The following is a 14307-nucleotide window of genomic DNA, read 5'->3' as shown; positions in this document are numbered from 1 at the left end:
GATATGATGCCGAGTTCTGTCAGAATTGATATGGCTCCTTCGGCGGTGTCTTTGTCAAAGCCGAGAGCCTTAATGCAATCTTAATACAGCACACCGGATCATTACACCGTTTTTTTATATTTCATGATATACTCTTTGTAAACAAACAAAAATAGGAGAAGTATATATGTCTGAAATTACACATAGAAAAAAGCGACTGTCATCCTTTAAGCTGATCGTTTTGGGCTTTGCCGGGGTTATTCTGCTCGGAGCACTGATATTGATGCTGCCGTTTTCATCGACTGCCGGAGTTGTTACGCCGTTTCACGAGGCGCTGTTCACATCGACCTCGGCCGTTTGCGTTACGGGGCTGGTCGTGCAGGATACGGGCAGTTATTGGTCCGCTTTCGGGCAGACGGTAATACTGCTGATGATCCAGATAGGCGGGCTCGGTGTTGTGACAGTTGCGGCATTTTTCGCCATGCTGTCCGGCAGAAAAATATCGCTGATGCAGCGCAGTACCATGCAGGACGCCATCTCTGCCCCGAAGGTCGGCGGGATCGTCCGCCTGACCCGCTTTATTGTACGGGGAACTTTTTTGATCGAGCTTATCGGAATGATCGTCATGCTGCCGACATTTTGTAGAAACTTCGGTATCAAGGGAATTTGGATGGCGGCATTTCATTCGATTTCCGCCTTTTGCAACGCCGGCTTTGACATACTCGGCACCGCAGAAAACAAATACCCGTCTCTTACGGGATACATCGGAGAGCCTACAATAAACATTGCAATTATGCTTTTAATTATTGTGGGCGGTATTGGATTTTTGACCTGGGATGATATTTACACAAACAAGTGGCATTTCAAAAAATACCGTATGCAAAGTAAGGTCATATTGGTAACAACGGCAATCCTCATTATCGCTCCCGCAGTATTCTTTTTCTTCTGTGATTTTACGGGGCTGCCGCTCGCCGAAAGGATTCTTGCGTCGCTTTTTCAGTCTGTCACACCGAGAACCGCCGGTTTCAATACCGCCGATCTTCCCGCTATGACCGGTTCCTCCAAGGCAATTATGATTCTGCTGATGCTCGTCGGCGGATCGCCCGGCTCCACGGCAGGCGGTATGAAAACGACCACGCTTGCCGTTCTGATTCTGAGTGCATTCTCCGTCTGTTGCAAAAAGGACGATGTCGAAGTCTGCGGCAGGCGCATTGACGGTTCGGCAGTGAAAAACGCCGCAGCCGTTGCCGTAATGTATTTCCTGCTGTTTTTTGTCGGCGGCATTGTTATCAGCACGGCAGAAGGTCTGCCGCTTAGCACCTGCCTTTACGAAACGGCGTCCGCTGTCGGAACGGTCGGGCTTACCCTTGGGATCACACCGCAGCTCGGTGTTCTTTCTCAGCTTATTTTGATCGTCTTGATGTATCTCGGCAGAGTCGGCGGACTTACCCTGATTTACGCGGCGATCTCCAATAAAAATCAGAGCGGTGCAAAGCTGCCGCTCGAAAATATCACAGTCGGATAAAGGAGTTACTATATTATGAAAAACATATTGTTGATAGGTCTCGGCAGATTCGGTAGGCATATCGCTTTGCAGCTGAATAAGCTCGGGCATGAGGTGATGGCGGTAGACAGCAACGAAGAAAGGGTCAATAAAATTCTGCCGATCGTTACTAACGCACAGATAGGTGACAGCACAAACACGGAATTTTTAAAGTCGCTCGGAATCGGAAACTTTGATGTGTGCATAGTCACCATAGGAGGAAATTTTCAAAATTCGTTGGAAACCACTTCTTTGCTGAAAGAACTCGGCGCAAAATTAGTTGTATCCCGTGCCGAGCGTGATGTGCAGGAGAAATTTCTTCTGCGTAACGGAGCGGACGAGGTCGTTTACCCAGAAAAACAGGTAGCAAATTGGGCTGCTATTCGGTACACCGCCGATCACATACGGGATTACATCGAGGTCGATGAGGCTCATGCCATTTTTGAGGTAGAGGTTCCGGAGGGGTGGATCGGAAAAACCGTCGGAGAGCTGGATATCCGCAGAAAATACAGCATCAATATCATGGCGACCAAGGAGAACGGAAAAATCAATATGGCAGTTTCACCGGAAACCGTTCTTACGAACAAGACCACTCTTTTGGTTCTCGGTGCTTACAAAGAACTGCAAAAGTGTTTTCGCATTTAACAGAGGTGAGTGAGGATGGCTGAACTATTGCTGATCGTCAGCCTGCTTGGCATATTTGCTTTCGGATTTTATCTTATGAGCAGGCTGGATCGATTTCTTGAAGAAAACAGAAAAGCATTGTTAAAGGAAAACGAATCCCGTGAGCCTTCCGAAATTCTGCTGCCGCAGGGGCTGTCCGAAAGTGAAATATTATGTGAGATCCGCCGTTTTCGTGAAACGCACGGAAATGTCGATATTATTCTTTCCGATGGGCAGAAGAATGATTTTTAGACTGCGGTAGATTTTTTTACAGTTTTACTGTATAATAATAAAATAAAAATGGCGGTGAAACCGATGAAAGTACAAAACGAACAGTCAAAATTCGATACAGACGAGCATATCCTTGTCTGCCTATCCTCTTCTCCGTCCAATGCAAGGATCATACACACCGCCGCAAAGATGGCTAAGACCCTTCATGCAAGATTTACCGCCATCTATGTGCAGACGGATACGGTCATAAATGATGAGGATCAGTCCCGACTTTCGCAGAACATACAGCTCGCGCAAAGGCTCGGCGCCGAGATCGTTATGACGCACGGCGAGGATGTACCGCTGCAGATCTCGGAATATGTCAGGCTTTCCGATGTCACAAAAATTGTGATCGGGCAAAGCAGTGCCAGACGCAGATGGCTGTTCGGAAGACCGACTCTCACTGAAAAGCTGATCTCCTCCGCCCCCGATGTTGACATTCATATTATTCCCGATGCACTGAACTACACAAAGCCGCACAGACGCCGTCTGTTCTTAGGTGCAGAGATACCGTCGCTGCGGGATATTGCCGTGACCGTCCTGGCGCTTGCCGTATGTACGGCGATCGGGTTTCTGTTCGACCATCTCGACTTTCCCGATACCAATATCGTTACGGTATACATCCTAGGTGTGCTGATGATCTCCGTTTTGACCAAAGGATACCTTTGCAGTATGGCAGGCTCACTTCTAAGTGTTGTATTGTTCGGATTTTTCCTTACCGAACCCAGGTTGTCCTTTCAGACATATGCCGTAGGCTATCCCGTTACCTTTGCAGTCATGCTGGCGTCTTCCGTTCTCACCGGCACGCTTGCCTCGAAGCTGAAAGATCATGCAAGGCTCTCGGCACGCTCCGCGTTCCGTGTGCAGGTGCTGTTCGACACTGATCGTCTGCTGCAAAAAGCAAAAAGCAACGATGATGTTTTAAGCGTGACCTGTATGCAGCTCTCGCGGCTGCTTGACCGAAGCATTGTTGCCTATACGAAAGGCGAAAACGGAATGTTGTCCGGGCGGCTGTATGCCGAAAAAAAGGATACACACGCTGAAAAGCTGCTAAGCGATGCAGAGCGGCAGACCGCAGAATGGGTGCTTCAAAACGGTTGCCGTGCAGGAGCAGCGACAGCACAGTTTGGAAAATCCGAATGTCTTTATCTTGCGATCCGGGCAGGCGGCAGAGTATACGGTGTAATCGGGATACCGATGAAACCCGAAAAGCCCGATTCATTTGAGAGCAGCATCGTACTTTCGGTTGTGAACGAATGTGCGCTGGCAATGGATAATGCTCACAACGCCGCCGAAAAGGAACGGGCGGCAGATCTTGCAAAAAGCGAGCAGCTACGCGCCGACCTTTTGCGGTCGATCTCACACGATCTGCGCACGCCGCTTTGCTCCGTTTCGGGTAATGCGGACACGCTTTTGCATAACGGAAACTGCCTGGACGAAGCAACCAAGCAGCAGATCTATAAAGATATTTATGACGATTCCGAATGGCTGATCGGCGTGGTGGAAAATCTGCTGTATGTTACACGGCTGAATGACGGACGCCTGAAGCTGGAGCTTACCGACCAGCTTGTAGACGAAGTGGTCAACGAAGCCGTTTCGCACTTGAAGAAAAAATCCGTCGGACACAAGGTGACGGTAAGGTGCGACGATTTGATCCTTGCCCGTATGGACGCACAGCTTATCGTGCAGGTCATTGTCAACCTTATTGATAATGCTTTGAAATATACCGAACAAGGCTCCGAGATCTGCGTAAGTGCCGAAAAACAGGGCGGGGATGCCGTAATCCGAGTCGCCGATAACGGAAACGGAATTGCAGACGATATGAAACCGCATATTTTTGAGATGTTTTACACCGGGAAAAATACCGTTGCAGACAGCCGCAGAAGCTTCGGGATCGGGCTTACCCTGTGTAAATCTATCGTAGAGCTGCACGGCGGAACGCTGACGCTTACGGATAACGTACCGCACGGCTGCATATTTACCTTTACTTTACCGCTCAGCGAGGTGACTCTGAATGAATAAACCCCTTGTTCTCGTTGTGGAGGACGACCGTCCCGTCCGCAATCTGATCGTAACAACATTAAAGGCGCACGATTACCGCTACCTGACCGCGGAGAACGGACACAGCGCTATTATAGAAGCGACCTCCCATAACCCGGATATCGTTCTGCTGGATCTGGGGTTGCCGGATATCGACGGCACACAGGTGATCGAAAGCATCCGCTCATGGTCAAATATGCCCATTATTGTGATCAGTGCGCGCAGCGAGGATAAAGACAAAATCACGGCGCTGGATGCCGGGGCGGACGACTATCTGACAAAGCCCTTTTCCATAGAGGAGCTTTTGGCACGCCTTCGGGTCACGCAAAGACGGCTGCTGCTGCTTCAGGCAAGCGGCGACGCCGACTCACCCGTTTTCCAAAACGGCAAGCTTAAAATTGATTATGCTGCCGGCTGTGCTTATCTAAATGGGGAGGAATTGCACCTGACCCCGATTGAATACAAGCTTTTGTGTCTGCTCTCTCATAATGTCGGAAAGGTGCTGACGCACACCTATATCACGCAGCAGATTTGGGGCAGCAGCTGGGAAAAAGATATTGCTTCTCTGCGGGTGTTTATGGCGACCCTGCGCAAAAAGCTGGAGTCGCAAAAGGACAGTCCGCAATACATTCAGACGCATATCGGCGTCGGTTACCGTATGCTACGGGTAGACTGAGAAAAGCGAGAAAACAAGGATTTGAACTTATATGCAATAGAAAAGTGCTTGGCTTTGCTTTGGGGAGTATAAAACACAGCCTGTGCCAATTTGCCGTCCGAAACCGGGCGGCTTTGCTGTTTTTACGGAAATATACTGCTCACTATTCCAGACTGACGGACGCCGCCATTGTAGAATAAATCACTTTGCAGTAACTGTTACGCCCGCAACCTTAATCAAAGATCAAAATTTTTTCTAATCATTTTCCTGTTAGCTATAAAGATGATACAAAATGATAAATGTAAGTGTGTCTTACGGTCACATATAAATGGGAGGCGCGTAAAATGTGGATATTATTTGCTGCTGGTTCTTCGTTCTTTGCGGGAATCACGGCGATACTTGCAAAATGCGGTATAAGAAAGACGGATTCTGATGTGGCGACGGCCATAAGGACAGTTGTGGTTCTGCTGTTTGCTTGGCTGATGGTTCTTGTCACAGGAGCCTGGACTGCAGACACATATATCAGCGGCAAGACTTTGCTTTTTCTGGTCCTCTCCGGCCTTGCAACCGGCGCATCCTGGCTGTGTTATTTCAGGGCGCTGCAGAAAGGGGATATCAACAAGGTCGTTCCCATAGACAAATCAAGCACCGTGCTCACGATTCTGCTTGCCCTTATATTCCTACATGAGGGGATCACCTGGGTTAAGGGTATCTCAATAGTTATGATAGGTGTGGGCACTATGCTTATGATCACCAAAAAGAAAACTGCAGATGATCAGGAGCTGTCAGGGAAAGATGTCGAACATATGTCAACAGACGGTGGCAGTGTGGCACAGAAACAGCGGGGAATGGGACTTTTGCATGGCAGCTGGCTGTTGTACGCCGTGCTCTCAGCTGTTTTTGCCAGTCTGACAGCGATACTCGGCAAGGTAGGGATATCGGATATCAACTCAAATCTGGGCACGGCGATCAGGACAACGGTGGTTCTTGTCATGGCTTGGCTTATGGTGTTTGTGTCAGGAAAACAGCATGAGATAAATGGCATAGAGATGAAGGAGCTGCTGTTTATTGCGCTCTCCGGAATAGCCACGGGAGCATCCTGGCTGTGTTATTACAGGGCACTTCAGGACGGACCGGCAAGCGTGGTAGTACCGATAGACAAGCTGAGCATGCTCATCACCATTGCATTTTCAGGAATCGTGTTCCATGAAAAGCTGACCAAGAAAGCGGCTGTTGGCGTGGTATGCATCACTGCTGGAACTCTCTTAATTGCCATGAATTTCTGAATATTTTACGGTCTATTTAGAAAGTATTTATAGTTTCTTCCTGTGGATTTTATATCTATCGTTTACACTATATACAACGAAAAAGGTATAGAGGATACATTTGTACATGAGAAGCTTATCAAGCTGTGCTTGATGGCAGAACAGGCAGGAGGCGTTAAATATGAGAACAGCAGACCACATGAATCTGAGCAGATATATTATGGATCATATGGATGCCGGCGCATCTAAGCTGAAGAAGGCGGCGTTCATATTTGGCAGCATAGAGCCGGATATCAATATGTTGACTTATTTCAGGGGCAGCATCCATGGCGAGGAGAAGCTTAGAGGACACAACTATGAAAATGTCCAAAAGTATATGGAAAAACTTACAAAGAAACTTGAAAAAGGCGGAATGGGAACTATAAGACAGAGCTTTCTTCTCGGAAAGCTTGTTCACTACGTGGCAGATTCATTCACATATCCGCACAACAGTATATTTCCTGGGAATCTTAGAGAACACTGCCAGTACGAGACAGAGCTGCATGACTATGTGAATAAGACGATATCTTCAGTAGGTGTCAATATGGAAAGCATAGATGATGGGCGAGACATAGTGGAATATCTCAGAGAAATGCATGACAGGTATGTCAGTGAGGCTCTGGGATGCGAGAATGATTACAGACATATCACACATGCAATATCCGTGGTTACAGAGCGGTTCTGGCAGACAGAGAGTGTGTCAGTGCCATCCATGCGGGATGTTGTAATTGCATATAAGGAACATATCCCGGTTACGGCAAATGCAAGTATGGCAGCAGCTGGCAAGACTGGAATGGAGTCTACAGGGGTGGCGTAGAAATAGCAGCCGTAAAAAATCTGATATGTCTAAATTGAGTGCACGATAAAGATTTAGTTAAGAAACTTCACAAAAACAACATAATAGCTTGCGAAAAACAATTTAAAATTACCCCTTGCATTATTTTCTGAAGTCTGCTATTATAAATCACGACAAAGGCGTCAAATGAATCGAAAAGATTCGTTTGGCGCCTTTTTTGTTTCGACAATGGAGACGGAGGGGACAGGTACCTCCGTCCCCATGGGAGAATGAGATATCGCGTTCCCCAGATGAGTATAATTAAGGAGGAAGAAACTATGAATACGGGAGATACTGGTTTTATTATGATCTGTGCGGCTCTGGTGTTCTTCATGACACCCGGACTTGCATTCTTCTACGGAGGCCTCGTCAGGAGGAAAAATGTTGTAAATACCATCATGGCATGTACGGCCATCATGGGACTTTCAGTTGTCATGTGGGTGTTGTTCGGTTACTCACTCTCATTTGGCACTAATCACGGAGGTGTTATAGGAGATCTCAAGTGGTTTGCACTTAACGGGATAAAGATGGATGAGGCTGGTCCTTATGCGGACAATATACCTCATCTTGTATACGTTGCATTTCAGATGATGTTCGCCATGATCACACCGGCGCTTATCACCGGTTCACTGGTCGGACGTGTGAAGTTCAAGGCGTTGTTCTTCTTCATCATGCTCTGGTCGATCATCGTTTATTATCCGATGGCTCACATGGTATGGGGCCAGGGTGGTTTCCTCGGAGAGATCGGTTCAGTTGATTTCGCGGGAGGAAATGTAGTACATATAAGTTCAGGTGTGAGCGCTCTTGTATTCTCTATCATCCTTGGAAGAAGAAAGGGATATGAGAACACAGCATACAGAGTTCACAACATTCCATTTGTAGCACTCGGTGCATTCATCCTTTGGTTTGGATGGTTCGGTTTCAATGCCGGAAGTGCCCTCGGCGCAAATGGTCTTGCAGCACATGCATTCATGACAACGGCAATTGCCAGTGCCAGCGCAATGCTCTCATGGATGATAATAGATGTGATAAAGGATGGAAAGCCTACCCTGGTCGGTGCATCGACAGGTCTTGTTGTCGGTCTTGTGGCTATAACACCTGGCGCTGGATTTGTGCCGATCTGGTCATCATTCATCATCGGTGCGCTTGTCAGCCCGATCTGCTGCTTTACAATATCATTCCTTAAGGGTAAGCTGAAGATAGACGATGCACTTGATGCATTTGGATGTCATGGTATCGGCGGTATCTGGGGAGGTATCGCAACAGGTTTATTTGCAAAGAGCTCGATCAACAGTGTAGCTCGTTGGGATGGTCTGGTATTCGGAGATGTACATTTGTTCCTGATGCAGCTTGTTGGCATTGTGGTTACGATCGTAGTTGCCGTAGTCGGAACACTTATCTGTCTTGGAATTGTGAGACTTTTCACACCGCTCCGTGTAACAGACAGAGAAGAAAAGGTAGGTCTGGATATCTCAGAGCACGGCGAGAGTGCATATCCAACATTCAATGGACTTGATTCGTAGGACAGCAAAGATATAGGAAGGAGAGATCTATTATGATGATAAAGGTTGAGGCTATCGTGCGCGAGGAGGTCTTTGAGGACGTCAAGGAAGCGTTGAATGCCATAGATGTAAATGGAATTACAGTATCTCAGGTTATGGGATGCGGAGCACAGAGAGGATATAAGAAGCTTGTCCGTGGTACGGAGGTAGATGTGGTGATGCAGCCGAAGATCAAGTTTGAGATAGTTGTGTCATCTGAGGAATGGGAGAAGAAGACCATCGAGGCTATCCAGAAGGCGGCATATACAGGCGAGGTTGGAGACGGCAAGATATTCAGCTACGAGATCCGTACTGCAACTAAGATCCGTACAAAGGAGAGCGGATATGATGCGTTGAATTAAAAGTTTATAAATTCTTTACCAAATACTAGCCGGGAATCCTTTGACAATCAAAGGGTTCCCGTGTTATTATGTCGGAAATATCAGGGAGTAGTTCACATCGGTTATAAGATGTTGTGCGATCTCGTCATCACGTTTTCTGGCTGGGACATACCTGTGCAGGGAACCGGGACGCACGCTTTCGGAGTATATATAGTAGCGTATATAGAACTTGAAAGGAACGAGACTTTTATTGTGTGTTTATCATGCAATGAAGGTCTCGTTCCTTTTTCTTTGCATGACACACACAACCTGTTTACAGAGATTAAGAAGAAAAGGAGTCTGGTGTGTATGACAGAGAAAAATTTTTGGAACTGTTCCGGTGATGAATTACTAAAAGAATTCAAGACAGACAGCCGCGGACTGTCGACGGAGCGGGCAGAGGAGATCCGCAGTGAAAAGGGAGAAAATGTTCTCCAGGAAGGCAAGAGAAAGAGCACATTACAGGTGTTCCTCAGCCAGTTTTGTGACCTGCTGGTGATCATACTGATCATAGCAGCGGTCATTTCTATGTTTTCTGACAATATCGAGAGTACCATAGTAATCTTGGCGGTACTCGTCATGAATGCTGTGCTTGGAACGGTGCAGCATGTGAAAGCCGAGCGTTCGCTTGACAGTTTGAAACAGCTTTCATCCCCAAATGCAAAAGTTATGAGAGATGGTGTGAAGCAGGAGCTTCCGTCCCGCGAGATAGTTCCGGGTGATATCGTGCTGCTCGAGGCGGGCGATATGATAGTTGCCGATGGAAGGATACTCAGGAACTTCTCACTCCAGGTAAATGAGAGTTCACTCACCGGAGAATCTACAAATGTGGAAAAGAATGATGCAATAATAGAAGGTTCCGTGCCTCTTGCAGACAGGACAAATATGGTGTATTCAGGAAGTCTTGTTACATACGGACGAGCAGAGGTGCTTGTGACCGGAACAGGAATGGATACGGAGCTCGGTAAGATCGCAGGACTTATGAATGCGGCAAAGGAGAGAAAGACTCCGCTTCAGGAGAGTCTTGACAAGTTCAGTGCAAGGCTTGCGGCATTCATCATGATCGTGTGCGCGCTGGTATTTGTCCTCTGTATATACAGGAAGATGGCGGTGCTTGATTCCATGATGTTCGCAGTCGCCCTTGCAGTTGCAGCTATACCTGAGGCTCTTGGTTCGATAGTTACCATCGTGCAGGCATTTGGCACCCAGAAGATGGCGAAGGAGAATGCGATCATCAAGAACCTCAAGGCGGTTGAAAGCCTTGGATGTGTGTCAGTCATCTGCTCAGACAAGACCGGAACACTTACACAGAACAAGATGACCGTGCAGGAGATATATCTGGATGGAAAACTTTACAAGCCGGAGGAGCTTGATTCCCATAACCAGCTCCACAGATATCTGCTATATGATGCGGTTCTCACCAATGATTCCAGCATAGTGGATGGAAAAGGAATAGGAGATCCGACGGAATATGCATTGCTTGAGATGTTCCGTCAGGTCCACATGATGCCAGGCATGGAGACGGATGGTACAGGTATCTCTGTTCCTGCGGAGACTGTAAAATGGAGTCTGAAGGAGGATGTACTCAGGGACTGCATGGACAGAATGGAGGAGGTTCCGTTCGACTCGGACAGAAAGCTTATGAGTACAAAGTATCTGCTTCATGGGGTTCCGACCATACTCACCAAGGGTGCTGTGGATGTGCTGCTTGACAGATGCGTGAGCGTGAGATATAGCGATGGCGTAAAGCCTATGACAGATGAAGAAAAAGCGAAGATCAAGGCTCAGAACAAGGCATTCTCAGAGAATGGCCTCCGTGTACTGTCATTTGCATATAAGGAAAGTGACGAGGTACTGGGTGTTGATACAGAGTATGGATTTACATTTCTTGGACTTGTGTCCATGGTGGATCCACCACGTCCGGAGTCTATGGCAGCGGTTGCCGATGCAAGGCGTGCGGGCATAAAGCCGGTCATGATAACTGGAGACCACAAGATCACAGCGGTTGCCATAGCGAAGCAGATCGGAATATACGAAGATGGGGACATGGCACTCACGGGAGAGGAGCTTGACGCTCTGTCTGATGAGGAGCTTGCACGTGACATAACAAAGATATCTGTATATGCCAGGGTGTCACCGGAGAATAAGATAAGGATAGTCGATGCATGGCAGAAGAACGGCAATATAGTAGCCATGACAGGCGATGGTGTCAATGATGCCCCTGCACTCAAGAAGGCAGACATAGGTGTTGCCATGGGAATAACCGGCACGGAGGTGTCCAAGGACGCGGCGGCCATGATCCTCTCAGATGACAACTTTGCAACCATCATCAAGGCTGTGTCAAATGGACGAAATGTATACAGGAACATAAAGAATGCGATACTGTTCCTGCTGTCAGGAAACACAGCTGGAATACTGGCGGTGCTTTACACCTCGATAGCCGCCCTGCCTGTTCCGTTTGCACCGGTACATCTGTTGTTCATCAACCTACTCACAGATTCTCTTCCTGCGCTCGCGATAGGAATGGAGCCGGCTGACCCATCGCTGCTATCAGAAAAACCGAGGGATCCTAAGAAGGGAATCCTGACATCTGACTTTATGGCAAAGATGCTCTCGGAGGGCCTTCTCATCGCTGTAGCGACCATGACAGCATTCCATCTTGGACTGCCGGTAAGTCCGGCAAAAGCCACTACCATGGCATTTGCAACACTGACACTTGCCAGACTGTTCCATGGTTTTAACTGCAGAAGTGAGGAGTCGATGTTTAAGCTTGGATTTAGATCAAATAAATACAGCGTATATGCATTTTTAGCCGGAGTGGCATTTCTGGCTGCGGTCCTGTTCATACCGGGACTTCACAGTCTGTTCAGCGTGGTAAGTCTTGGAGCAGCGGATGTGCTGAAGATAGCGGGACTTGCATTTGCACCAACTGCGATAATACAGATCATTAAGGCCATACAGGATAATAGGAGATAGACATGCTGGAGAATATTACATTTTCATATTTTGCAGAGCAGGTTGTGAGCCATCCGGCGCTTTTGATCGCCGTCCTGCTGACACTTGGAGTAATTCTGGTAAATGGATGGACGGATGCACCAAATGCCATAGCGACGTGTGTGTCTACCAGATGTATAGATGTGGATAAGGCGATAATTATGGCGGCTGCCTGCAATTTCCTTGGGGTGCTTATCATGTCGCTTGTCAATTCAAAGGTAGCCATGACTATCAAGAACATGGTGAATTTCGGCGGTGACACAGACTCAGCTATGATCGCTCTGTGTGCGGCAATGACGGCGATCGTAATATGGGCAATCGGTGCATGGGCATTTGGCATACCAACAAGTGAGAGCCATGCACTGATAGCCGGACTTACGGGCGCAGCCATAGCACTTCAGGGAGGACTGGACGGTGTAAATCCTTCAGAGTGGATAAAAGTAATATATGGTCTTGTGCTGTCAACCGTTCTCGGATTCGCAGTCGGATTTGTGGTGTGCAAGCTGCTCGCGGTTATCTGTTACCGCTTTGACAGAAGAAAGACAAATGCTTTCTTCTCAAAAGCACAGGTGGCCGGCTCGGCGGCGGTGGCATTCATGCACGGAGCCCAGGACGGTCAGAAGTTCCTGGGAGTTCTCCTGCTTGGGCTGTTTCTCGTAAATGGACAGAGCAGTGCAGAAAATGTAATGATACCAATATGGATGATGATACTTTGCTCGGTTGTCATGGGACTTGGAACATCAATTGGAGGAAAGAAGATCATCAAGTCTGTTGGAATGGATATGGTAAAGCTTGAGAAATACCAGGGATTTGCGGCTGATCTGTCGGCGGCACTCTGTATCCTGCTCTCGACGGTATGTGGAATCCCGGTCAGCACCACCCATGTGAAGACGACAGCCATCATGGGCGTGGGTGCTGAGAAGAGGGCATCTGCGATTAACCTCAAGGTGGTGCGTGATATGGTGCTCGCCTGGGTGCTCACATTCCCTGGCTGCGGTGTCATAGGATATGGCATGGCAAAGCTGCTGATCGTGTGGCTGGGGTAGTTTGTAGGTGGTTGAAAATGCAGGCTGAGAAGTGCAAGTGATATTTTGACATACCAATCAGGGGTCGTTCCCACTTAACTTAGCCTGCAGCGGTACTAAGGTGCCGCTTGAGGCTCCACCTAAGGACCGGCGGCTGCGTATTCCCCTGATTTGGTAATGCAAAAATCACTTACACGATTGCAGCGTATGAGTTTTTCAACCACCTACAAACACAGAGTTTTTATTATAAGGAGAAAAACTATGAAGAAGAAAAAGGACGAGTTTTATTTTAAAAATCTGAATACATGTGTGGAGATCTCGTATCAGGCTGCGGAGTTTCTGAAGAACGTAGTCGTGGATTTTTCGGTGGACACCATCAAGGAAAATCTTGATCGTATGCATGAGCTTGAGCAGAAGGCCGATGGCAAGAAACATAAGATGATGACTGTGCTCAGTCAGGCGTTCATAACACCGATTGAACGGGAGGATCTGGTTGCCCTGTCTAACTATCTGGATGATATTACCGATGCTGTTGAGGATGTGTTCCTACAGATTTATATGTGCAATGTGGATACTATCAGAGAGGATGTACCCCAGATGGTAGAACTGCTCCTCGAGTGCATCAAGGCACTGCAGGATGTGATCGGAGAATTGAAGAGATTCAAAAGTTCAAAGACCATTGGGCAGAGCATAATCAGGGTAAATGATCTTGAGGAGCAGGGAGACAGATTGTATGTGGAGAATATGCACAGACTGTACGGTGAGAGTGACCTTAGGACTGTGGTCGTGTGGAAAAACATATATGCCTGCATAGAGAACTGTATGGATGTGTGCGAGCATGCGGCGGATATTGTGAACACAGTGATCATGAAAAATTCATAGGATGAGATTCCTGCAAAAAATAATAGTCAATAGAAATATTTACGAAATATTTTCAGATTGAATTAAAAAATTTGTTATATTTATCAAAAATTAGAAAAAGCAGAATATTCTATTGAATAAAATTAGAGTGAGAATATAATAATCAAAGGGTTAAAGGGTGGTTTGAATATACAGAGTAATTATATCTGTGTATCGA

General features: G+C 47.3%; 12 protein-coding genes. All 12 read left to right on the top strand.

What is annotated here, in order from left to right; all coding sequences use genetic code 11:
* Positions 1-166: 166 nt before the first annotated feature.
* Positions 167-1504: a TrkH family potassium uptake protein gene (locus ABUA31_RS11520; protein WP_055147807.1), complete on the top strand. Its 1338-nt coding sequence runs from the start codon at positions 167-169 to the stop codon at positions 1502-1504.
* 15 nt (positions 1505-1519) lie between these two features.
* Positions 1520-2167, top strand: coding sequence for a potassium channel family protein (locus tag ABUA31_RS11515; RefSeq protein ID WP_015534220.1), 648 nt, complete (start codon positions 1520-1522; stop codon positions 2165-2167).
* Between the two features lie 15 nt (positions 2168-2182).
* Complete coding sequence (locus tag ABUA31_RS11510) at positions 2183-2437, top strand: hypothetical protein (protein ID WP_015534219.1); 255 nt, start codon at positions 2183-2185, stop codon at positions 2435-2437.
* Positions 2438-2500: 63 nt separating this feature from the next.
* Positions 2501-4477: an ATP-binding protein gene (locus ABUA31_RS11505; protein WP_015534218.1), complete on the top strand. Its 1977-nt coding sequence runs from the start codon at positions 2501-2503 to the stop codon at positions 4475-4477.
* Positions 4470-5171 (top strand): response regulator, encoded by a 702-nt coding sequence (locus ABUA31_RS11500; RefSeq protein WP_015534217.1) that lies wholly within the window; start codon positions 4470-4472, stop codon positions 5169-5171. Before ABUA31_RS11505 ends, ABUA31_RS11500 begins: the two co-directional genes overlap by 8 nt.
* Positions 5172-5494: 323 nt before the next feature.
* Positions 5495-6436: an EamA family transporter gene (locus ABUA31_RS11495; protein ID WP_055147804.1), complete on the top strand. Its 942-nt coding sequence runs from the start codon at positions 5495-5497 to the stop codon at positions 6434-6436.
* Positions 6437-6596: 160 nt separating this feature from the next.
* Positions 6597-7271, top strand: a complete 675-nt coding sequence (locus tag ABUA31_RS11490; protein ID WP_055147801.1) for a zinc dependent phospholipase C family protein — start codon at positions 6597-6599, stop codon at positions 7269-7271.
* Between the two features lie 296 nt (positions 7272-7567).
* Complete coding sequence (locus tag ABUA31_RS11485) at positions 7568-8812, top strand: ammonium transporter (protein ID WP_022058952.1); 1245 nt, start codon at positions 7568-7570, stop codon at positions 8810-8812.
* 32 nt (positions 8813-8844) lie between these two features.
* On the top strand, positions 8845-9192 hold the full coding sequence (locus tag ABUA31_RS11480) for a P-II family nitrogen regulator (RefSeq protein WP_004850656.1): 348 nt from the start codon (positions 8845-8847) through the stop codon (positions 9190-9192).
* Between the two features lie 327 nt (positions 9193-9519).
* Positions 9520-12186 (top strand): cation-translocating P-type ATPase, encoded by a 2667-nt coding sequence (locus ABUA31_RS11475; RefSeq protein WP_055147798.1) that lies wholly within the window; start codon positions 9520-9522, stop codon positions 12184-12186.
* Positions 12187-12188: 2 nt separating this feature from the next.
* Positions 12189-13250, top strand: coding sequence for an inorganic phosphate transporter (locus tag ABUA31_RS11470; protein WP_015534212.1), 1062 nt, complete (start codon positions 12189-12191; stop codon positions 13248-13250).
* A 240-nt stretch (positions 13251-13490) separates the two neighbouring features.
* On the top strand, positions 13491-14111 hold the full coding sequence (locus tag ABUA31_RS11465) for a DUF47 domain-containing protein (RefSeq protein ID WP_015534211.1): 621 nt from the start codon (positions 13491-13493) through the stop codon (positions 14109-14111).
* Positions 14112-14307: the final 196 nt, after the last annotated feature.

The organism is Coprococcus sp. RTP31081st1_H1_RTP31081_211007, assembly GCF_040227275.1.
In the GTDB taxonomy this organism is placed as follows: domain Bacteria; phylum Bacillota; class Clostridia; order Lachnospirales; family Lachnospiraceae; genus Coprococcus; species Coprococcus aceti.
Note: the sequence above shows the minus strand (reverse complement) of the source record. Positions and strands in the feature narration are given on the sequence as shown.

Excerpts from the sequence above, each read along its gene's own strand:
- ABUA31_RS11520 (WP_055147807.1), top strand. The coding sequence starts at position 167 with ATGTCTGAAATTACACATAGAAAAAAGCGACTGTCATCCTTTAAGCTG.
- ABUA31_RS11515 (WP_015534220.1), top strand. The coding sequence starts at position 1,520 with ATGAAAAACATATTGTTGATAGGTCTCGGCAGATTCGGTAGGCATATC.
- ABUA31_RS11510 (WP_015534219.1), top strand. The coding sequence starts at position 2,183 with ATGGCTGAACTATTGCTGATCGTCAGCCTGCTTGGCATATTTGCTTTC.
- ABUA31_RS11505 (WP_015534218.1), top strand. The coding sequence starts at position 2,501 with ATGAAAGTACAAAACGAACAGTCAAAATTCGATACAGACGAGCATATC.
- ABUA31_RS11500 (WP_015534217.1), top strand. The coding sequence starts at position 4,470 with ATGAATAAACCCCTTGTTCTCGTTGTGGAGGACGACCGTCCCGTCCGC.
- ABUA31_RS11495 (WP_055147804.1), top strand. The coding sequence starts at position 5,495 with ATGTGGATATTATTTGCTGCTGGTTCTTCGTTCTTTGCGGGAATCACG.
- ABUA31_RS11490 (WP_055147801.1), top strand. The coding sequence starts at position 6,597 with ATGAGAACAGCAGACCACATGAATCTGAGCAGATATATTATGGATCAT.
- ABUA31_RS11485 (WP_022058952.1), top strand. The coding sequence starts at position 7,568 with ATGAATACGGGAGATACTGGTTTTATTATGATCTGTGCGGCTCTGGTG.
- ABUA31_RS11480 (WP_004850656.1), top strand. The coding sequence starts at position 8,845 with ATGATGATAAAGGTTGAGGCTATCGTGCGCGAGGAGGTCTTTGAGGAC.
- ABUA31_RS11475 (WP_055147798.1), top strand. The coding sequence starts at position 9,520 with ATGACAGAGAAAAATTTTTGGAACTGTTCCGGTGATGAATTACTAAAA.
- ABUA31_RS11470 (WP_015534212.1), top strand. The coding sequence starts at position 12,189 with ATGCTGGAGAATATTACATTTTCATATTTTGCAGAGCAGGTTGTGAGC.
- ABUA31_RS11465 (WP_015534211.1), top strand. The coding sequence starts at position 13,491 with ATGAAGAAGAAAAAGGACGAGTTTTATTTTAAAAATCTGAATACATGT.